Here is a 20,336-nt window from a genome sequence, read left to right as displayed (position 1 = left end):
ACTCGATTGATTCAACGAATTCGATTTAACGAACAGGAATAGAACACATGTCAGCAAAAGAAGTTAAATTCGGTGATAGCGCCCGTAAGCGCATGGTTGCAGGCGTCAACGTTCTTGCAGACGCAGTTCGCGTAACTCTGGGCCCCAAGGGCCGTAACGTGGTTCTGGAGAAGTCGTTTGGCGCTCCGGTAATCACTAAAGACGGTGTATCGGTTGCCAAAGAAATCGAACTGAAAGACAAGTTCGAGAACATGGGCGCCCAGATGGTGAAGGAAGTTGCTTCCCAGGCGAACGAAACAGCGGGTGACGGTACCACTACCGCAACCGTTCTGGCTCAGGCCATCGTGAATGAAGGCGTTAAGTCTGTTACCGCCGGCATGAACCCAATGGATCTGAAGCGCGGCATCGACAAAGCCACTACGGAAGCCGTTAAAGCTATCCGCGAAATGGCTCGTCCTTGCGACGATACCCGCAGCATTGCACAGGTAGGTACCATTTCTGCCAACGGCGACGAGACTATCGGCAAGCTGATTGCTGATGCTATGGAAAAAGTTGGTAAAGAAGGCGTTATCACGGTTGAAGAAGGCCGTGGCCTGGACGACGAACTGGACGTAGTAGAAGGCATGCAGTTCGATCGTGGCTTCCTGTCTCCGTACTTCATCAACAACCAGGACAACATGTCCGTAGAACTTGATGACCCGTACATGCTGTTGGTCGACAAGAAAATCTCCAACATCCGCGAGCTGTTGCCGGTGCTGGAAGCTGTTGCCAAAGCTGGCAAGCCGCTGATGATCATTGCTGAAGACATCGAAGGCGAAGCGCTGGCCACTCTGGTTGTGAACAACATGCGTGGCATTGTGAAAGTCGCTGCTGTCAAGGCGCCTGGCTTTGGTGACCGTCGCAAGGAAATGCTGCAGGACATCGCCATTCTGACCGGCGGTACTGTGATTTCCGAAGAAGTGGGCCTGAGCCTGGAGAACACCACTCTTGATGATCTCGGCACAGCCAAGCGTGTAAACCTGACCAAAGAAAACACCACCATCATTGACGGTGCTGGTGCACAGGCTGATATCGAAGCCCGTGTTGAGCAGGTGCGCAAGCAGATTGAAGACAGCTCTTCAGATTACGACAAAGAGAAGCTTCAGGAGCGTGTGGCCAAGCTGGCTGGCGGTGTTGCCGTTATCAAGGTAGGTGCGGGTTCTGAAGTGGAAATGAAAGAGAAGAAGGCGCGTGTTGAAGACGCGCTGCACTCTACTCGCGCTGCCGTTGAAGAAGGCATTGTGCCTGGTGGTGGTGTAACCCTGATCCGCGCTATTGCTGCGCTGGACAAGGTTGATGCTATCAACGAAGAGCAGAAAGCCGGTGTTAACATTCTGCGTCGTGCGATGGAAGCGCCTCTGCGCCAGATCGTTTCTAACGCAGGTGGTGAGTCTTCGGTTGTTGTTGCCAAGGTTCGTGAAGGCGAAGGTTCCTTTGGTTACAACGCGGCTATCGAAGAGTACGGCGATATGCTGGAAATGGGTATTCTGGACCCAGCCAAGGTTACCCGTTCTGCACTGCAGGCAGCTGCTTCTGTAGCCTCTCTGATCATCACTACTGAAGCGATGGTTGCAGACGAGCCAGCAGAAGAAGGCGCTGGCGGCGGAATGCCGGATATGGGTGGAATGGGCGGAATGGGAGGCATGGGTGGCATGATGTGATGCCGTTCATAGCTTGCTGATTCCGACTGCGTCGCAAAAATAGCGACGTGGCCTGATCTGCACTCAAAAACCCCGCATCGGTTCACACTGATGCGGGGTTTTTGTTTTTTTGTCATGAACTTGACCTGAGCGTTTGCTAGACTCGGCAACCGGTCAACTGTCTGTGTGCTACCGAATGAGCGACGCTGAATCCAAACCTTTTCTTCGCCCCGGCAAACTGTTTTTGCTTGTGCTGCTGGGGCTGTTTGTTTACTTGGGCGCCTTGATTGTTTTTGTTCCAGCCGGCTGGGTTTGGCATAAAGCATCTCCCTATGTTTCTTTACCACCCCAGGTACAGGTGCAGCAGATAGCAGGCCGAGTTTGGGATGGTGCCGCCAGTCTGGTGGTTGCCGGTTTCCCCTTGCGTGTTGAGTGGCAGCTGGGATGGCCGTCTGTTACCCGGTTGGAGCAGCCAGTACGGATTTCTGTGGCGTCACTGCAATCTGAGGTTTCGGGTGATATAGCCATAGGATGGCCCGCAAATGCCCGGCTGAATGCGCGAGGCACTATTGCAGTTGCTGAGTTCGAAGAATTGATTCAGCGCAGCGGCGGCGCAATGATTGAGGGCGATGTGAGTATTGATCGCCTGGTTCTTGAATGGGCGGATGACCGCATTATTCGTGCGGATGGTCTCGGACGGTGGGCTGGCGGTAGCGTAAGCTGGCCCATGGGTGATCAAACCGGGCAGGCAAAGTTCCCGCCCATGCAGGCTACTATGGATACGACTAGTGGTGGTGTGGCCTTGGTGATCGCGGAGCAGGCGGGGAGTGGCCCGGCGGCGGATGCCAGTATTCTCTGGAGCGGGATGATGGAGTTGCGAGTATACAAACGCATGATAGATCTCGCTGGCCAGCCCTGGCCAGACTCAGCCAGCCCCGATGATATTGTGTTTCGTGTCAGGCAGCCGCTGTTGCCGGGGGCGCGTTGATGGTTGCAATGCCGGCTCCGGACACCCAGCGCCGAATTGCCCAAACGCTGGCTAACCTGCTGCTTATGTGGCTGGTAGTTTATATGGGTGTTGCCATGGCAAATGTTACCTGGCTGTTTGCGTGGCAGGATAAGCCAGTTGTGGCTATGCCTGCAGGCAGTTCATCTGGTGCCCAGGCTTTTGCTCGGTCAGGTGGTTTCTCAATGGCCGGTTATGAGTTTTTTGGTCGGGCTGAAACTCCAGGCGAGGTAGCTGAAGCGGTTAAACGCTCGGCACCGGAAACCGGTTTGAGGCTCAGGCTTGAAGGCGTTCTGGTAGGGCAGCGCCTGGAAGACTCGGGTGCTATAGTGGCCGGGAGTAACGGTGAAACCGCGTGGTACCGTGTGGGCGATATGCTGCCGGGCAATGCAGAGCTGGCTGAGGTGGAACCGGGTCGAATCCTGATTCGCCGTGGCGGGCGGTACGAGTCGCTCACGTTTGAGGAAGATGATGTTTCCACAATGGTTGCAGAGGTGGCACAGGTACCTGCAGAATCATCACCGGAAGCATTTCTTGAGAACGCAAAGCAGCAGCTGGACAGTGCAGGCGCGGCAGCGCTGACTCCATACGGACTTAAGCCAGTGGATGAGTCTGGTGGCGCGGGCTACGTGTATGATGGCTCCAACGCAATGTTGAACGCAGTGAATCTCAAAGCGGGCGATGTGATTACTGCTATCAACGGGCAGCGCCTGGGTGATGTGCAGCAGGATCGTTCGCTGCTGGAAAGCTGGCGTGGCCAAGCCAGTCTGGATATAGAAATTGAACGTGACGGGTCTATTCTCAACATCAGTTATGCCATACCTGAGCAGTGGCGCTGACCGGGTTCATCGATACAGGACGAAATCGCCAGATGTATAACTACAAGACCAATTTTTTGCGGGCCTTGGCTCTGCTTATATTACTTCCCCTGATGTCGGTGGCGCACGGCCAGGATGAAACATGGAGGTTGAACCTTAAAGACGCGGATATCCGCGCTTTTGTTACTCAGGTGGCCGATATAACCGGGTACAGTTTTGTGGTGGATCCGCGGGTGAAGGGCAAGGTGACGGTTCTTTCCAGCGCGCCCATGAACAAGGAACAAATATACGATCTGTTCCTTGCAGTGTTGAACGTGCACGGCTTCACGGCCATTCCCGGTGAAGAAGTCATCAAGGTTGTGCAGCAGGTAGATGCCAAGCAATCCGCTGAGGTTCTCGGTCGATTCTCAAATATTCCCTCCGAACAGCTTATTACCCGTGTTATCCAGATTGATAATGCCAGTGCGCTGGAACTGGTACCTATTCTCCGGCCACTGGTGGCAAAGTATGGCCATCTGGCTGGTGTCGCGGCAGCCAATGCTCTGATTATCAGTGACCACGCATCCAACATTCAGCGTATGGAACAGATTGTTCGGGAGTTGGATAGCCCCTCCAAGTACGAGGTGGAGGTTATCAAGCTCAGGGAAGCCTGGGTTGGGGATATGGTGACTCTTTTGCAGGAGTTGGCGCCAGACGAGTTGGGTCGGGCAGGTAATGACAGCGCCGCAAGAAAATACAGTGTTACCGCTGATGAGCGCAGTAATCGCTTGATTCTCAGGGGTGATGAATCTTTCCGGAGCAAAATGCGTGGTTTGATTTCGCAGTTGGACCAGCCCTCCGCCAGCGGCGGAGCAACCAAGGTTATTCGCCTTAAACATGCTGACGCAAAAAGCCTTACGGAACTGCTGAAAGGTGTGATGGGTGAGCTATCCAAAGAGGGCTCAGGAGGAGCGCCCGGTGGTGGTGCCAGCAGCAAGCCCCAAGGCAGCTTTGCGGTATTTGCTGATGAGGGCCTCAACGCACTGGTGGTTCGTGGTGAGCCTTCGTTGATGCAAGAAGCGGAAGAGATTGTCGCAGCACTGGATGTACGTCGTGCTCAGGTGATGATTGAGGCCGCGATTGTGGAGATTAGTGATGAGCTGGGCCAGGACCTAGGCGTTCAGCTAGCGGTGGGTGATGAGTCCCGGGGCTCGACTCCGGTAATGGGCACAAACTTTGGTAACGTGGGTCGAAGCCTGGGGGATGTGCTCAGCGCCATACTGACGGAGTCTGTCATTACACCGGCGGTAGGAGGTGTTACCGTTGGTGCTGGCCAGAGAAATGAAAACGGTGTGAGCTGGGGTGTTCTTTTGCAGGCGCTCTCCACCTCTGCAGCGGCCAACCTGCTCTCGACACCGAGCATCATTACCCTGGATAACCAGGAATCGGAAATTATTGTGGGCCAGAACGTTCCTTTCCGTACGGGCCAGTCTACGGTGACGGGTGATGGCACTACCAACCCGTTTACCACCATTGAACGCAGGGATATAGGCCTCACCCTAAGGGTAACACCAACCATCAGTGCTGATGGCCTTGTGCGACTTGTGGTGGAGCAGACAACGGAAAGCGTTGCCGACAGTATTGAAGATGCATCAGACATTGTAACCAACAAGCGCGAGATCAAGACAACTGTGCTGGCGGATGATGGTGAAACCATTGTGCTGGGTGGTCTTACCCGCGATGACTATCTGGTTAACAAAAGTAAGGTGCCTTTCCTTGGCGATATTCCTTACCTCGGCAGGCTGTTTTCATCAGAGTCTGAGCGCCGGGTAAAGCGCAATCTGCTGGTGTTCTTGCGGCCCAAGATCATGCTTGGCAAGGCTGAGGCTGTTGAGGCTACATCGGAGAAGTTCAATAAACTCTGGAAGGTAAACCTCGATATTCGCAACAAGCTTGGCTTGCCAGAAATTAACGCTAGCCCGAGTGTGGATATTCTGTTCAATCAGGAGGAGCGGGTTCTTCGGTAAACCGGCTTCTCCTTACACCACCATTGGCGGCATCGGGCAGTCCATCTGATCCGCCACAAGCCTCATGAGTTCGTACTCTCTCGGTTCAATCACCCCGTCATAGGTGATGCAGTGGCCACAGGCGTCAATAATTGCGGGCTTTAATAGCGCTGAGAGCCCGTTAAGAGCTTTGAGTGCTTCCTGTAAATCGCGCATGCTTACCTTGGCAAGTATTGGGTACTCCGAATCCCCGTTGTTGGCAAATCCGGCCATAGCCTCAAGATACAAGGCGTTAACTTCCTCCTGTGTACTGTCTGATCCAGCCCGGGCCATAAGACTCAGAAGTCTTTGCAGTGCGGGCATGACAGCCTTGTAGCTGCGGTAACGCACCGGGATTACCCGAGCTGAATCCACCCCGAGATGGCGGGAGAGAAAGCTGGTAAGAGCCAGCTCGAACAGGGTGACCCGATTATCTGCCTTTACCAGCATTCTCACACACCGGATCAACTCGGCACGCTCTTCAGGGTCCAGTTTTCTCAGAGCTGGCATTGCGAGCTCCAGGGCCGGAAAGCGAATTGCTTCACCGATTTTCTGGAGCGTCGGAACGAGTTTTGCGAGCAGTTCAGGCTGTGGGCCAAACAGTGAGTTATCAGGAAGCAGGGCAAGGCGTTCAGACTGTTCTTTCTGGTTCAGGTCACTGATAAGCAGGGCATAACAGAGCTGAATAGCGCCCGCCCGGGTATAAAGCAAACCGCGAAAGGTTGAGGGCAAGCGTTGCAGCAGTTTGACCGCAAAGTCTTCCCCTTCCGGGCTGATGGTGCCGACTCTCTCTGACAGTTTTTGCATGCTGGCCGCCGGAGTAGGCGTGTGAGTGGCAATTGCAGAGCCCGACAGGGATGTTCGTCTGCCGGAGGCAGTGCCATAAAGGTCTGTAGCGGCGCTGGCAAAACCGGATGCGCCAGCTGGCTGCTGGCTCGTGGTTGCGGAGCGCAGGTCATCGCCTGATTCCGTATCGCGCAGGCGGCTTTTGAGCCGGGCCATAAGCCCCGGCTGAATTGCGTGTATGCGTTGGTCGATAGGCGGGTGAGAGGCAAGCAAAGAGGAGAACTTCATGCGCGTAGCTTCGCCAAAGCACATGTGGTTCATGTCACTGGCGTGGCCAGTGGTATCCAGGTAACTGCCTCGAAGCCCGATCTTGAAAAGAGCCCCGCCAATCCCGTCCGGGTTGCGGGTGAACTGCACAGATGATGCATCTGCAAGGGTTTCCCGCTGGCGCGACACTGCGGCCTGAATAAGGCGGCCAAAAAATACGCCCACATAGCCGATGACAAACAGGGCTATGCCGATAATGCCCATGGCCGCCTGGGCCCGGCCATCCCGGTTACGGCCTGTGGTTCGTCCGCCGCTATAGAACGATGAACGAAGCAGGAAACCGCCGATTTGCCCAATCATCAAGATGCCGGACAGCAAAGCGATAAGGCGAACGTTCAGGCGCATGTCACCGTTAAAAATGTGGCTGAATTCGTGTCCCACAACGCCCTGGAGCTCATCTCTGGTTAGTTGTGTGATAGATCCGTGTGTTACTACCATGACGGCGGAACCGGGGGTGTAGCCTGCTACAAAGGCGTTGATGCCTGTCTCGTTGTCCATAATGTAGAGTTCGGGCACAGGCACCCCGCTGGCAATGGCCATTTCTTCTACAATATTGCGTAGCTTTCGCTCGTCGCTGTCGCGGGTATCCGGGTCTATAGGCCGTGCACCAACCATTTTGGCAACGCGGCTTCCACCACCGGCAAGATCTACCCACCGCACGAGGGACCCCACGCATATGAGAAGCACCACTGCTGAGGCGGTAATCATTCCGTGGCTGGAAAGCAGCCAGTGGTGAAAGGGTTGGCCTGAGGTCTCACTGCGGGTTACGAAATAACCTACCAGACACACAGCCAGGGTAATCAGTATTACTGCTGTCAGAAACAGGAACACCAGCAGACTGGTATTGCGCCGGGCACTTGCCTGGCGCTGGAAAAAACCGGGATGAGCCATGGTTCAGAGACTCAGAAGGCTACTTTGGGAACCTGGCGGGCCTCAGGAGACTCAAGCTCAAGCTGGGAGGTTTCCTTGAAGGCGAACATGCCGGCAATTACGTTGTTGGGGAATTGCTCGCGGAAGATGTTGTAGCTCATTACACCATCGTTATAGGCCTGGCGGGCGAAGGACACCCGGTTTTCTGTGCTGGAAAGCTCTTCCATCAACTGCTGAATGGTCTCGTTGGCTTTCAGGTCCGGGTAGTTTTCGGCTACGGCGTAAAAATTCGCCAGTGCTTTGGTGAGCAGGTTCTCAGCACCGCCAAGGCGTTGGATTTTGGTGCCATCACCGGGATCTCTGGCAGCATCTTTCTGGGCGCTTACCGCATTGTTTCTTGCTTCCATCACCTGGGTGAGCGTTGATTTTTCATGCACGAGGTAGGCTTTGGCTGCTTCTACCAGGTTGGGAATCAGATCGTGCCTGCGCTGGAGTTGCACATCAATCTGCGCAAATGCGTTTTTGAATTGGTTGCGCAAGGAAACCAGGCGGTTATATATAGAAACCAGATAAATTACGGCAACGGCAATAACAATCAGGCCAATAATGGTAGTTCCCATGGCAACTCCTCAGATGTAATGAATCATGCGTCATTTTCGACGGTTTTCTGGTGAAATTCCTGCACAAAAGCCTCAAAGTCTGCAGGGCGCAAGGGCTTGCTGAAGAAATAACCCTGCGCCAGCTTGCAGCCACGCTGGGTGAGGTAATACTCCTGCTCTGCCGTTTCGACACCTTCTGCAACAACTGTCAGGTTGAGGCTTCTTCCCAGGTCAATGATGGTGTTAGTGATGCGGGTATCTTCTTCATTAACCAGCAGGTCACGAATGAACTGCTTATCAATTTTGAGGTGCTGTACCGGCATCTTCTTGAGATAGGTAAGGGACGAATAACCGGTTCCGAAGTCGTCTACTGCAATGCTGATACCAGCGCGGTTAAGCGTGTGAAGCTTGGCTACTGCATCTGCAAGGTTGGTCATAAAACTGGTTTCGGTAACTTCCAGTTCCAGGCGGCCGGCGGGAATGTCATGGCGCTTCAGGGTGCCCAGAATATCATCAACAATACGATCCTGGCGTAGCTGCACCGCAGACAGGTTTACGGCAATGCGTAAAGGCAAGCCTTTGTCTGCCCACAACCTGGCTTGTAGGCAGGCCTGTTCAAGGACCCACTGGCCAATTTCGACAATAGAGCCGTTGTTTTCTGCGACGGGTATGAAGTAATCCGGTGGCACCAGCCCGCGAACAGGGTGATCCCAGCGGAGGAGGGCTTCGGCCCCAATCACTCGCTTGGTTTCAAGGTTCACTTGGGGCTGATAAACAAGGTACAGCTGGTTAAGCGCCAAGGCCTCTGACAAATCTTTCTCTAGCTGTTTGCGGTCGCGGATTTCCTGATCGATGCTGGCAACGTAAAACTGAAAGTGATCCCGGCCTTTCTGTTTGGCCAGCATCATGGTTTGTTCTGCACTTTGCAGCAGCCGATCGGGCTGGATGGCATCGGAGGGATAAAGCGCAATGCCCAAGGTTGCTGTCATAGAGATGCTTTGGCCTTCGAGGCCCATGGTTTCGCTGACAGTGGCGAGGATTGCTTCCGCGGTATCTGCAGCTTGAAAGCCGTCTTTCAGACCCTTTTCGGTGATGACAAACTGGTCGCCACCGAGACGCGCGATGGTAAAGCGTGATCCGCTAAGTGTACTTATCAACCTGTCTGCGACAGTTTGCAGGGTGAAATCCCCAGTGCGAAAGCCACATTGATCGTTGATGGATTTGAAGTCGTCGATGCCGCAAACAATCACAGATAATAATGTGTTGTTGTGTTTGGATTCTTTAATGTCGGCCTTTAACAGTTCCATAAAACTGTCCCGGCTCAGTAGCCCGGTAAGCTGGTCGTAGCGGGCAAGCCTGCTTACCTTGTCTTCGGCTTCACGGTGTCGCTTCTGGCTGTCACCAATGGCAATGAGCAGCGTGTTGGTAGCACTGACCCAGAGCCCGAGCTCATCTTTCTCGTGCCCGGTTGGTGTAACGACCAGGCGGTCGTCCGGGTGTTCGGGGTTCACTTGTTTAACTGAGTCTACGATGCGCAACAATGGGCGAGTCAGAAGCATGTAGAAAACGAAGTACAGCACCATGCCAAGAATAACAGCGGTAGCCACTACAGAAGTGAACGTGATCATGGCACGGCTCAGCCATATATGGGCCGAGGGCACAGTATCGTAGTGAACTACAAAGTGGCCGTACACGGTGCCAGGGTCGCCGCTACGGGTAAGTACTGTGGTGAACTGGCGTCTGGAGTCGAAGATGGCGTTTATTAATGGGTTGAACGCACTATCAGCTTTTGGCCGTTCACGGCTGCTAAGCGGTTCCCCATTGGTGTGAAGAATCTGGGCTAGCAGTACCGCTTCCCGGGCAAACAAGCCATCGACGACCTGATTAGCCAAGTCGGCATCGATACTGAACACCGCTTGTGTGGCTGCATCTCTAACCATGGCAATGGTTTGCTGGGCCTGGTTATCCAGGTCAGCAGATACGCGCTGTGCATCCAGTACCACTTGTATGGCACTTACGATCACACCACTAACCAGCGCGACGGCAAGTATCCACCGAAGGATGCGGTAGCCAAGGCGGTTTTCGACCTCAAAGGATTTCTGCATTCAGACCCGTCTTTAGCATTGTTCGTCAGGCGCCCGTAAACTTAAAGCCGCGGAATGTCGGTAAACGGGTCTATACCCTTGCCGACAATGCGGATTATGGTTCAGGTTAAACCACACTGCATAGAGTATGGGTGATTATTTCAAATACTTCAGAATCCTGACGTTTTTATTTGTAAGTGTGACTGATTCTCCCACAAAAAACGCCCGCTGCAAGCGGGCGTTTTTTAGTCAGTCACTGCCGACTGCAACCTGAAATCCAGCCAGAGTAATCATGCCAGATTTTCGTTCACGAAATCCCAGTTGATCAGATTCCAGAACGCGGCCAGGTAGTTTGGGCGGGAGTTGCGATAGTCGATGTAATATGCGTGCTCCCACACGTCAACAGTCAGTACTGGCTTGTCTGCGCTGGTCAGCGGTGTTTCCGCATTGCTGGTGTTGGCAATAGCAACACTGCCGTCTGCTTTTTTGACCAGCCATGTCCAGCCAGAACCGAAGTTTTTGGCGGCATTGTCATTAAATTCTTTTTTGAAGTTCTCGAATGAGCCGAACGCCTTTTCGATTGCTTCTTTTGCCGCACCTTTGGGTTCGCCGCCGCCGTTCGGGCTCAGGCAGTTCCAATAGAAAGTGTGGTTCCACACTTGTGCAGCGTTGTTGAACAATGGGCCACTGGCGCTTTTGATAATGTCTTCGAGTGATTTGTTGGCGTTGTCCGTACCTTCAACCAGACCGTTCAGGTTGGTTACGTAAGTGTTGTGGTGCTTGCCGTAATGATACTCGAGCGTTTCAGCAGAGATGTGTGGTTCCAGTGCGTTTTTTTCGTAAGGTAGTGCTGGAAGTTCAAATGCCATGAGGTCGTTCTCCCTGGTCTCTCTGTTTATGGTGTGTGTCTCGAACCTTATATGGGGTCGATTTGATCGATATCAACCCCTAAGGCGATTCATTCTTTACGGTTGCTGATAAGTGAGCTGTTGAATTCAGGGCTGCCAGGCAGAAATTGCACGCAGTTTCTGACCCGCCAAACCAGCTCTTCATAACTGTCCGCAAGAACATTAACGTGGCCTAGCTTGCGCCCGGGCCGCTCACCTTTGTTGTAAAGATGCACATGAGCGTAAGGGAGTTCCAGCAGACGTTCAACATCTCCGTGTTCTCCGATGATGTTAATCATGCAGCTTAGGCCTCGGGGCTCAACGCTGCCTAGTGGGTGCCCGCTTACGGCCCGGATGTGGTTCTCAAACTGGCTGGTCATTGCGCCTTCAATAGTCCAGTGCCCTGAGTTGTGAACCCGGGGTGCCATCTCATTGGCCACCAGCCCGTTGGCTGTTTCAAACAGTTCCAGGGTAAGTACACCTACGTACCCCAGCTCGTTCAACAATGCCTTTATATACCGCTCGGCATCTTCCTGAACGTGTTTTTCCAGTTTCGGTGCGGGGGCGATGGCGTAGCGCAAGATCCCTTCGTGGTGAACGTTTTCTGAAATCGGGTAGAAGGCCAGCTGGCCATCCTCACCGCGCACAGCAATGATAGAAACTTCGCGGCTGAACTCTACAAATTTTTCGACCATCAGCCGTGGGTGCCCGATGCTTTCCCAAGCGGCTTCTGCATCTTCCGGGCTTTTCAGAACGGCCTGGCCTTTGCCGTCATATCCTTCGGTGTTGGATTTGGCAACAACCGGGCAACCCAGACTTTCCGCAGCGGCTTTCAGGGATTCAGCGCTGTCGGCAATTTTCCATTGGGGGGTTGGGATGCCAAGCTCGCCGAACAGTGTTTTTTCGGCTTCGCGATTCTGGCAAATCTGGAGGGCGCGGGGGCAGGGGTGGACTGGCTTTTCTTTTGCCAGTGCTTCTGCGACCTCGACCGGAAGGTGTTCAAATTCGTAGGTTACGCGATCTACCCGTGAGAGAAAGTCGTCTAGGTATTTGCCTTCGCGATCAATGATAACTTCACCCAAACCAGCGCTGGGGCTGCCGGACATGTCATAGAAAACAAAGGTTTTGGCCAGCGGATATCCGGCGAGGGCAAGCATTCTTCCCAGTTGGCCGGCACCTAATACACCAATTCTCATTTGTGTTCTCCTGCCGCTGTCGGGCATTGATCAAAGTTTGGGGGAGTGGGCGGGCAGGGCTTTCCAAAACTGTGCGGAGCCAAGCGTACATGGATGTATTCACAGCGTGTTTTGGAAAGCCCTGCCCGCACGCTCCTGCACAGTTTTGGAAAGCCTTGCCCCAGCCGCGCAATCTGAACTGGTCAGTGGGCTCACTGATCTTGCGGATCAGGGTTGTCCAGGATTGTTTGGGTCTGTGTTGCCCGGAACTCATCTACCGTTTTTCTCACATCCGCATCAAAGGTGCCAATAATTTGTGCGGCCAGTAAACCGGCATTGGTGGCACCGGCGTTGCCGATGGCCAGGGTGCCTACAGCAATGCCGCCTGGCATTTGCACGATGGAGAGTAGCGAATCAAGGCCGCTGAGTGCTTTGGACTGAACGGGCACGCCCAGTACGGGTAAGGAGGTCTGCGATGCGACCATGCCGGGCAGGTGGGCTGCGCCGCCGGCGCCTGCAATGATGACTTTCAGGCCGCGGTCGGAGGCGCTTTTCGCGTAGTCGAAAAGCAGATCCGGGGTGCGGTGGGCTGAGACGACTTTGGTTTCATAGGCTACGCCGAGTTTTTCGAGCATGTTGGCGGCGTGTTCCATGGTGGGCCAGTCGGATTTGGAGCCCATGATAAGTCCTACAAGCGGCTGCATACGCAACTGTCCTGTGATAATTGGAAAGCCGGACATTGTATGTTTTGGCTATCTGCCATGCAAGGAAGGTCTTTGGGTGCATGGTACGGCAGGGGCTTCTTTTCCAGGAACCGCTACAAGCACGTCCCTGTGCGCTTGTCTCCGGCCGTCCATGGCCTACGACATTCCTGGAAAATAAGCCCCTACCGTACCCCGATCCCTGGCGTGGGAACGTATAACTCATACCTTTTGGTTTCTTCATTTCAACCCTTTGGCAGGTGCATGTATTATCAGGGCCAGTTAAATGAATCCCCCATACCCAGGAGTAGTAATGGAACCCATCCGTCCAGATGACGATGAGCTCAGAGCTGAACGACCTATCGGCACGCCGGAAAAAAAAGCGCCTGCCCAGAAGAAGCCGAAATCTTCAGGCGAGAGTGTTGGTAAGAGTGGAAGCAAAAGCGCAGGGGGGAATCCAAAGCCACCGAAGCAGGCCAAAAGCGCGAGCAATGGCGGCGGTAGCGGTCGGTCTGGGTTGGCTGTTTTATGGCTATTGGTGATTGCGGTGGCTGTTGCATCTGTGGCGGGATGGTATTCCCAGAATCAGCGGCTTCAGGTTTTGGAGGCGCAGTTGGAAGAGGCAGACTACTGGACGCGGCAGAGTAAGTTGGCGTTGGCGCGGTTTGAGGGAGATCTTTCAGAGACAGGAGAGACTCTGGCAGAGAGCGGCGCGTCTTTGGCTGAGAATCTGGAGGCCCAGAAGAAGCAGTTGGATGCAGCGGATAGTGAAATACGGAAGCTTTGGGTTATCGCAAACGAGCGAAACAAAAAGCAGCTGGAAGATCATCAAAACCGGATTGCTGCGGTAGAAACCAGGCTTACTGAAAACCAGAAAGCATTGGCCGATACGAGCGCTACGGTTGAGAAGGTTCGGGTGTCGCTTGGTGCCGATGTGGCCGCGTTAGCGAAGCAAACAGAAACGTCCCTGGCCGTGTTGGAGGCTGCAAATCGTCAGGCAACAGAGCAGTTGACCACGCTGTCTAAGCAGTTGGCGGATGTTGACCAGGTTGTTGAGCAGCGGGTACGGCGTTTTGAGCAGGAGCAGAAGCTTGGGATCAGCGGCATAGAAGGGCGCTTGTCTGTCCTTGAGAAGAAGTTGGCCGGGCTTTCCAGTAAAGACGGTGAGCAGGCCCTCAGGAATGAGTTGGCGGCGATCAAGAGGGATGTGCAGGCGATTGATTCGTCCCGTGCGCAACTTACGTCGCGGCTTGTAAGGTTGTCAGAAGAGGTTAATCAGCTTCGTAGCCAGGTGTCCGGCCAGTAGTAGCTAATCTGGAATATACCCGAGTGGCGCCGCACTGGTAGTGGGCGCCCACTTTCGTAACATTTTGTTATTCATCTCTTGCGGTACCTCTCATTTATACCGCGTGGCAGTTGCTATGATCGGGCAACTCACCAAAGGATGAAGAGTTAACAAAAATGAAAACCCCTGTGTCTTTTCTTGAGCCGTTCAATCTGCGTTCGTTTTCCTTCCATGTGCTGTTAATTGCATCGATGTTGTCTGTATCCGGGTGCACTATTTACCAGTCTATCGGGAAAAGCACCGGGTCGTTTTTGCATCCGGTGTCTGGCCATGATTTCGTGCATATTGATAACGACGATTGGGATCGCAAGCACGCCGTATTGTATTTTTATCGTACTCACTCCGAATGGGCAGACGATGAAATTGAAGCCCCCAGTGTTTACGTTGATGATTCACACTATTTTAATATCCGAAACGATAGCTATACCTGGCTGGTGGTCAGCCCCGGTGAGCGCCATGTTGCCATGCGCAGGCCACTACTGGGGCTGGAGGGGCTAAACTCGTTCAGTCTTAGCCTGATTGCTGATGCCACATTTACTGTCGAGCCGGGCGGTATTTATTATTTTCGGTACAACGAACTCTCTGAGCCCACGCAGGCCCATCCCGAACTGGATCCTGAGCACCCACTTGCCCAAGGTGACCTTCGCCTGGTTACACGGGAATACGCGATGCAGGAGGGGGAAATAGTCTCGACTCGTTTCCTGAATAGTGATTTGCTGGCGCCTAACCACGCGGCAGCATCTATTGTGGAAGACAATGAAGATGCCGACTACGAGCGGCGCAAGGCGCTTTTGGAAGAAGAGCGTGAGCTGGAGTTGGAGCGGCTGGAGCGTGAAGGGCTTTATAAGCCAGCGCCCTGGTACTGGCCGTTTGGTGGTGCACCATCGGTTCCGTTGGAGTCAGACCAGAAGATGGAGCAGTTGGAGCAGGAGTACGCCCAACTGGAGTTGGAGCGCAAACGTCGTAAAGAGGAAAACTCCAGTGGTTGGTGGTTTTTCTAGGGTTTCCGGAAAAAGATTTGACACCGCCGAACAAATGCTTAAAATGCGCCTCTCACTTGGTTGAGCAATGAAGTCTGTTCGCAGGCAATATCAGCAAATTCAAGTGAGTGCCTTTGAAAGGTGACTGAAGTGGGTGGTTAGCTCAGCTGGGAGAGCATCGCCCTTACAAGGCGAGGGTCACTGGTTCGATCCCAGTACCACCCACCACTTTCTTTCAAGGCAAGTATCGGGCTCTTGAGTTCGGTACACGATTCAGGCTTAATGCCGGATCAATGCGGAGCGGTAGTTCAGTTGGTTAGAATACCGGCCTGTCACGCCGGGGGTCGCGGGTTCGAGTCCCGTCCGCTCCGCCACTCTTTCTGGGTGGTTAGCTCAGCTGGGAGAGCATCGCCCTTACAAGGCGAGGGTCACTGGTTCGATCCCAGTACCACCCACCAGATACTAAAAAGGGCAAGTCCAATGGACTTGCCCTTTTTTTTACTTCCCGATCAGTGATTGACCGCACACCCGAACAACGTTCCCGTTCACACCACCAGATGCAGGGCTGCAGTACCAGGCAATGGTTTCAGCTACGTCGACAGGCTGACCGCCTTGAGAAAGGCTGTTCATGCGCCGACCGGCTTCGCGCAGGGTCATAGGCATGGCGGCTGTCATCTGGGTTTCAATGAACCCGGGAGCGACCACGTTGATGGTGACCCCGTTCTTTACCTGCTTTGCCATGGCCTCCACATAGCCAATCACGCCGGATTTCGCAGCTGAATAGTTTGTCTGCCCAAAGTTCCCTGCAATGCCGCTGATAGACGAGATGCAAACAATACGGCCATTTTCTTTAAGCAGGTCGCGGCCCATGAGTTCGTCGTTGATATGTTCTTCAGCTGTCAGGTTAACGGCGATGGTCATGTCCCAGAAGTGTTCAGGCATATTCCCCAGAGTCTTGTCACGGGTGATGCCGGCGTTGTGAATAACCAGATCTACGCCACCAAAGTGCTTCTCGATAAAGTTTGCGATTTTTGCCGGAGCATCTGCCGCGGTGATGTCGCAGGCCAGAGCTTTGCCCTTGATGGCGTTGGTAACTTTTTCGAGCTCTTCCATCGCGGGCTCAATGTCCAGCCCGATCACCGTGGCGCCATCCCGGGACAGGGTCTGTGCAATAGATGCGCCAATACCCCTTGAAGCGCCCGTTACCAGTGCAACTTTGCCGGCCAGTGGCGCAACCGGGTTTGTAGTGGGCGTGCCGGTGGTTTTGCCGATACGAACTACCTGACCAGAAACATACGCGGACCGTGCAGACAGGAAGAATCGCAGGCTGGATTCCAGTTGCTTTTCGGCATTGGGTGCAATCCAGAGCAAGTTGGCGGTGGCGCCTTTCTTGCCGATTTCTTTACCTACGGCGCGAGTGAAGCCTTCCAGGGCTTGCTGTGCTGCAGCCTGAGGTGCTTTGCGGCAAGTTGCAGGGTCTTGGCCTATGACAACAACCCGTGCATTGGCGGCAAGCTTTTTGATTGTGGGGTGGAAAAAATCGTAAAGAGCGCGAAGGTCGTCAGGACCTTTCAGGCCAGTGGCGTCGAATACCAGTGCCGAGAATTTTGTTGTGTTTTCTGAAGCCAGATCCAGAGCCTTGGCTTTATTGCCAGCTTTGGATGAATCTTCCAGTGACACTTTGCCGCTGGCATGGTGCAGTGTGGCTGCACTGGCACCCAGCACGCCGCCAATGACCGCTATGGCTTTGCCGCCGTTGCCTGCGCCAACCAGCACGTCACCTTCAATAAACGGCTGATCTGCGCGCTTGAGGCGCTTCAGAGGCACAGGTGATGGCAGGCCAAGGGTTTGTGCGGCAGTTTTGCCTACGGGTGTGTTTACGAGTTTGAGATAGATGTCAGACATGGCTTCGTCCTTGCGTTGGTGAGATGTGTGGAGCATGTTGATGCACAGAGTAATGAATCCGCCAGCCATGTGATTGACTCAACGCTTGTACGGCATTGTCATGCCTGCCAATGAGACAGCTGCAGTTAGCGCTAAACTGGCGTTCCTATACTGCTTATCTTGAGTGTAGGGGCATGAAGAAGGAGCCTTCCAAAACACGCTGTGAATACGTCCGTGTTCGCTCGGCTCCGCCATCCCTGGCTCCGCACGGTTTTGGAAGGCTCCTTCTTCATGCCCTTTTACTCCGGAACTAAATTAACGAAAGGATAGCATCATGGCACAGGCTCAAAAGTCCAACCAGAAGAAACCAGCAGCGGCTAAAGCCGCAGAAAAGGGCGCGAACGGCGTTCGTCGCGTCGCGATTCTTGGCGGCAACCGGGTTCCTTTTGCTCGCTCTAACACTGTTTACAGCAAGATCAGCAATCAGGAGCTGTTGACGTCTGCCCTGCGCGGTCTGGTGGACCGCTTCGACCTTCAGGGCAAGCGCCTTGGTGAGGTTGTAGCAGGTGCTGTTATGAAGCACTCCCGGGACTTCAACCTGACCCGGGAAGCGACACTTAGCTGTGGGCTTGCACCGGAAACACCGGCTTATGATATTCAACAGGCCTGTGGCACAGGTTTGGAATCGGCCATTCTTGTGGCTAACAAAATCGCTCTCGGCCAGATTGAGTGTGGTATTGCAGGTGGTACCGATACAACCTCTGATGCGCCTATTGGTGTAAGTGAAGGCCTGCGGGAAATTCTGCTGGACCTGAACCGTGCCAAGACTAACGGTGACAGGTTGAAGATTCTCAGCCGCATACGCCCCAGCCACCTGAAGCCGGATATCCCGCAAAATGGCGAGCCTCGCACAGGCATGTCCATGGGTGCCCACGCCCAGGTTACGGCTCATGAATGGTCAATCCCAAGGGATGAGCAGGATTTGCTGGCATGGGAAAGTCATCAGAAGCTGCTCAAAGCCTATGAAGAAGGTTTCTTTGATGATTTGATGACGCCGCTGGCGGGTCTTGAGAGAGACAATATCCTGCGCCCGGACACCACGCTGGAAAAGCTGGCAACTCTTAAGCCGGCATTTGATCGCGAGAATGGCACCCTGACCGCTGCGAATAGCACGGCTTTAACGGACGGCGCTTCCTGCGTATTTTTGGCCAGCGAGGGGTGGGCGAAAGCCAACAACTTTGAAGTAAAGGCCTGGCTGACGTTCTCTGAGGTGGCCGCCGTTGACTTTGTGGACAAAAAAGAAGGCTTGCTGATGGCTCCGGCATACGCCGTGCCCCGGCTTCTAGAAAAAGCAGGTATTACGCTGCAGGATTTTGACTTCTACGAAATCCACGAAGCCTTTGCCGCTCAGGTTCTTTCAACCCTCAAGGCGTGGGAAGATCCTGCGTTTTGTAAAGACAAACTAGGCCTCGATAAGCCTCTGGGCAGCATCGACCGCGCTAAACTGAACGTGAAAGGCAGCAGCCTCGCCACTGGCCACCCATTTGCCGCCACGGGTGGACGCATTGTGGCTACGCTCGCCAAGATTCTGGAAGAGAAAGGCAGTGGCCGGGGACTGATTTCAATCTGCGCAGCCGGTGGTCAGGGCGTAACGGCCATTCTGGAGCGATAAGTTGCCCGAAAGTCGGAATAGTCTTTGACAGACCGGCTTCGGCTCCGTAGTATGCGCGCCACGGTGATCGAGAGACCACCAACCAGTTTGATGCGGGGTGGAGCAGTCTGGTAGCTCGTCGGGCTCATAACCCGAAGGTCGTAGGTTCGAATCCTGCCCCCGCTACCATATAAAAAAAGGCAGATCAGTTACTCACTGATCTGCCTTTTTTCGTTTTGACTCTTTGAATTACCCCTGAGGCGGTCCGCCTTAACGGGCTTTGTGTGCAATGTCTCCCTCTCGACCTCTGAGCATGTAGTCAAAGTAAAACGGAGGCAGCGCACGCTTCTTCACTTGCCAGTAGAAGGCAGATTCTTTGAAGGGGCTCAGGGGCAGGGTGGGTGTTACCTTCCCGCCATACACAAACTCCGCAAGCATCACCTTTCCATAGCCTGTGACGATGGGGCAGGAGGTGTAGCCGTCGTAACTTGCCTTCAGTTGCTCGTTCGCCAGTTGAGCCAGAATGTTGGTGGCCGCTACTGGCGACTGCTTGCGGACGGCAGCCGCTGTTTTTGACGTTGGCAACGAACTGCAATCCCCCAGGCTGAACACATTGGGAAAGCGCACATGCTGCAGTGAGTGCTGGTCTACATCTACCCAGCCATCGGCATTCGCCAGTGGGCTGGCTTTTACAAAGTCGGGGGCGCACTGTGGTGGCGTTACATGTAGTAGATCAAAGCGTTCTGTTATTTCCCGGGCTTCTCCCTCGCCATCGGTAAAGCGGAATGTGGCTTCTTTCGTGTCGCCATTCACAGCAACCAAATTGTGGTTCATCAAAAGACCGATGTTGTGCCTGCGAGCCACCTTTTCCAGGTGCGGGACAAAGTCCGGCACGCTGAAAAGGGCGCCGCCTGCGGCGTAAAACCTCAATTCACTCTGCCCGGCTATCTGATTTTTGCGGAAGTAGTCTGCGGCCAGGTAAGCAATTTTTTGGGGTGCGCCGGCGCACTTGATTGGGGCCGGAGGTTGCGTGAAGAAGGCTTTGCCGCCACGGAACTGTTTGATGCATTGCCACGTGTATTCTGCCACTGAGGGGTCATAGTTGCTGCATACGCCATTGCGCCCCAAAGTTTCCCGCAAGCCCTCTACTTTATCCCAATCCAGCTTCAGGCCAGGCGTGACGACCAGAATGTCATACCCAAAGGAGCGGCCATCATCAAGAATAATCCGGTTCTGTTCCGGTTGAAGCTCCTGTGCAGCAGCTCTTATCCAACGTGCGCCTTTCGGGAGGGTTTGCGCTTGGGGGCGAGCCGTTTTGGCCAGAGAATATGCACCGCCACCCACAAGTGTGAGAGCTGGTTGATAGTAGTGCACATCGCCTGGTTCAACGATGGCGACATCCAGACCAGGGCGTTGTCGAAGCAGCGATGCGGCAACACTGGTGCCAGCAGCACCGGCGCCGATAACGACTACTTGGTGGGTGTGTAAAGATGCACTCTGTGACATTGCTGATACTCCTT

The 20,336-nt window shown here is 54.0% G+C and carries 15 protein-coding genes and 4 tRNA genes; 11 read left to right on the top strand and 8 right to left on the bottom strand.

Going from position 1 to position 20,336, the window contains the following annotated elements; all coding sequences use genetic code 11:
• Positions 1 to 47: 47 nt before the first annotated feature.
• From groL to gspD, 4 genes are all read left to right on the top strand, one after another.
• Positions 48 to 1,700, top strand: coding sequence for a chaperonin GroEL (gene groL, locus FE848_RS02825; protein ID WP_200201201.1), 1,653 nt, complete (start codon positions 48 to 50; stop codon positions 1,698 to 1,700).
• A gap of 175 nt (positions 1,701 to 1,875) precedes the next feature.
• Positions 1,876 to 2,667 carry a type II secretion system protein N gene (gene gspN, locus FE848_RS02820; protein ID WP_200201200.1) on the top strand — a complete coding sequence of 264 codons (792 nt, stop codon included), beginning with the start codon at positions 1,876 to 1,878 and terminating at the stop codon, positions 2,665 to 2,667.
• The gene (locus FE848_RS02815) at positions 2,667 to 3,524 is read left to right on the top strand and encodes a type II secretion system protein N (protein WP_200201199.1); all 858 of its coding nucleotides are present in this window, start codon (positions 2,667 to 2,669) and stop codon (positions 3,522 to 3,524) included. The genes gspN and FE848_RS02815 overlap by 1 nt, the downstream gene beginning before the upstream one ends.
• 32 nt (positions 3,525 to 3,556) lie before the next feature.
• Positions 3,557 to 5,509, top strand: coding sequence for a type II secretion system secretin GspD (gspD, locus tag FE848_RS02810; RefSeq protein WP_200201198.1), 1,953 nt, complete (start codon positions 3,557 to 3,559; stop codon positions 5,507 to 5,509).
• A 12-nt stretch (positions 5,510 to 5,521) separates the two neighbouring features.
• On the opposite strand, the gene FE848_RS02805 is transcribed toward gspD, so the two are convergent.
• From FE848_RS02805 to purE, 6 genes are all read right to left on the bottom strand, one after another.
• Entirely contained in the window at positions 5,522 to 7,531 is a 2,010-nt protein-coding gene (locus tag FE848_RS02805) for a M48 family metallopeptidase (RefSeq protein WP_200201197.1), read from the bottom strand.
• Between the two features lie 11 nt (positions 7,532 to 7,542).
• Complete coding sequence (locus tag FE848_RS02800) at positions 7,543 to 8,130, bottom strand: LemA family protein (RefSeq protein WP_200201196.1); 588 nt, start codon at positions 8,128 to 8,130, stop codon at positions 7,543 to 7,545.
• Between the two features lie 23 nt (positions 8,131 to 8,153).
• Complete coding sequence (locus FE848_RS02795) at positions 8,154 to 10,214, bottom strand: putative bifunctional diguanylate cyclase/phosphodiesterase (RefSeq protein WP_200201195.1); 2,061 nt, start codon at positions 10,212 to 10,214, stop codon at positions 8,154 to 8,156.
• Positions 10,215 to 10,483: 269 nt separating this feature from the next.
• Entirely contained in the window at positions 10,484 to 11,062 is a 579-nt protein-coding gene (gene sodB, locus FE848_RS02790) for a superoxide dismutase [Fe] (RefSeq protein WP_200201194.1), read from the bottom strand.
• A gap of 89 nt (positions 11,063 to 11,151) precedes the next feature.
• On the bottom strand, positions 11,152 to 12,276 hold the full coding sequence (locus FE848_RS02785; protein ID WP_200201193.1) for a 5-(carboxyamino)imidazole ribonucleotide synthase: 1,125 nt from the start codon (positions 12,274 to 12,276) through the stop codon (positions 11,152 to 11,154).
• A gap of 191 nt (positions 12,277 to 12,467) precedes the next feature.
• The gene (purE, locus tag FE848_RS02780) at positions 12,468 to 12,959 is read right to left on the bottom strand and encodes a 5-(carboxyamino)imidazole ribonucleotide mutase (RefSeq protein WP_200201192.1); all 492 of its coding nucleotides are present in this window, start codon (positions 12,957 to 12,959) and stop codon (positions 12,468 to 12,470) included.
• A gap of 310 nt (positions 12,960 to 13,269) precedes the next feature.
• On the opposite strand from purE, the gene FE848_RS02775 reads away from it, so the two are divergent.
• The 5 genes from FE848_RS02775 (at position 13,270) to FE848_RS02755 (ending at position 15,739) form a co-directional block, all read left to right on the top strand.
• Complete coding sequence (locus tag FE848_RS02775) at positions 13,270 to 14,262, top strand: hypothetical protein (RefSeq protein ID WP_200201191.1); 993 nt, start codon at positions 13,270 to 13,272, stop codon at positions 14,260 to 14,262.
• 230 nt (positions 14,263 to 14,492) lie between these two features.
• The gene (locus FE848_RS02770) at positions 14,493 to 15,302 is read left to right on the top strand and encodes a DUF2846 domain-containing protein (protein WP_320159497.1); all 810 of its coding nucleotides are present in this window, start codon (positions 14,493 to 14,495) and stop codon (positions 15,300 to 15,302) included.
• A gap of 131 nt (positions 15,303 to 15,433) precedes the next feature.
• Positions 15,434 to 15,509, top strand: a tRNA-Val gene (locus FE848_RS02765).
• 69 nt (positions 15,510 to 15,578) lie between these two features.
• Positions 15,579 to 15,655: transfer RNA gene (locus FE848_RS02760), tRNA-Asp, on the top strand.
• Positions 15,656 to 15,663: 8 nt separating this feature from the next.
• A tRNA-Val gene (locus tag FE848_RS02755) sits at positions 15,664 to 15,739 on the top strand.
• Positions 15,740 to 15,779: 40 nt separating this feature from the next.
• Here FE848_RS02755 and FE848_RS02750 read toward each other — a convergent pair.
• Positions 15,780 to 17,186 (bottom strand): 3-oxoacyl-ACP reductase, encoded by a 1,407-nt coding sequence (locus tag FE848_RS02750; protein WP_200201315.1) that lies wholly within the window; start codon positions 17,184 to 17,186, stop codon positions 15,780 to 15,782.
• A 313-nt stretch (positions 17,187 to 17,499) separates the two neighbouring features.
• Between FE848_RS02750 and FE848_RS02745 the strand changes: the two genes are divergently transcribed.
• On the top strand, positions 17,500 to 18,837 hold the full coding sequence (locus FE848_RS02745) for an acetyl-CoA C-acetyltransferase (RefSeq protein WP_200201189.1): 1,338 nt from the start codon (positions 17,500 to 17,502) through the stop codon (positions 18,835 to 18,837).
• A 91-nt stretch (positions 18,838 to 18,928) separates the two neighbouring features.
• A tRNA-Met gene (locus tag FE848_RS02740) sits at positions 18,929 to 19,005 on the top strand.
• Between the two features lie 81 nt (positions 19,006 to 19,086).
• Here the strand turns inward: FE848_RS02740 and FE848_RS02735 are convergent.
• A complete protein-coding gene (locus tag FE848_RS02735; RefSeq protein ID WP_200201188.1) occupies positions 19,087 to 20,322 on the bottom strand; it encodes an FAD/NAD(P)-binding oxidoreductase in 1,236 nt (411 codons plus the stop codon).
• Positions 20,323 to 20,336 lie beyond the last annotated feature (14 nt).

It is taken from the genome of Marinobacter sp. 1-3A (genome assembly GCF_016597775.1).
Taxonomy (GTDB): domain Bacteria; phylum Pseudomonadota; class Gammaproteobacteria; order Pseudomonadales; family Oleiphilaceae; genus Marinobacter; species Marinobacter xiaoshiensis.
The sequence above is the reverse complement of the archived record's forward strand: the minus strand, read 5'-3'. Positions and strand labels throughout refer to the sequence as shown.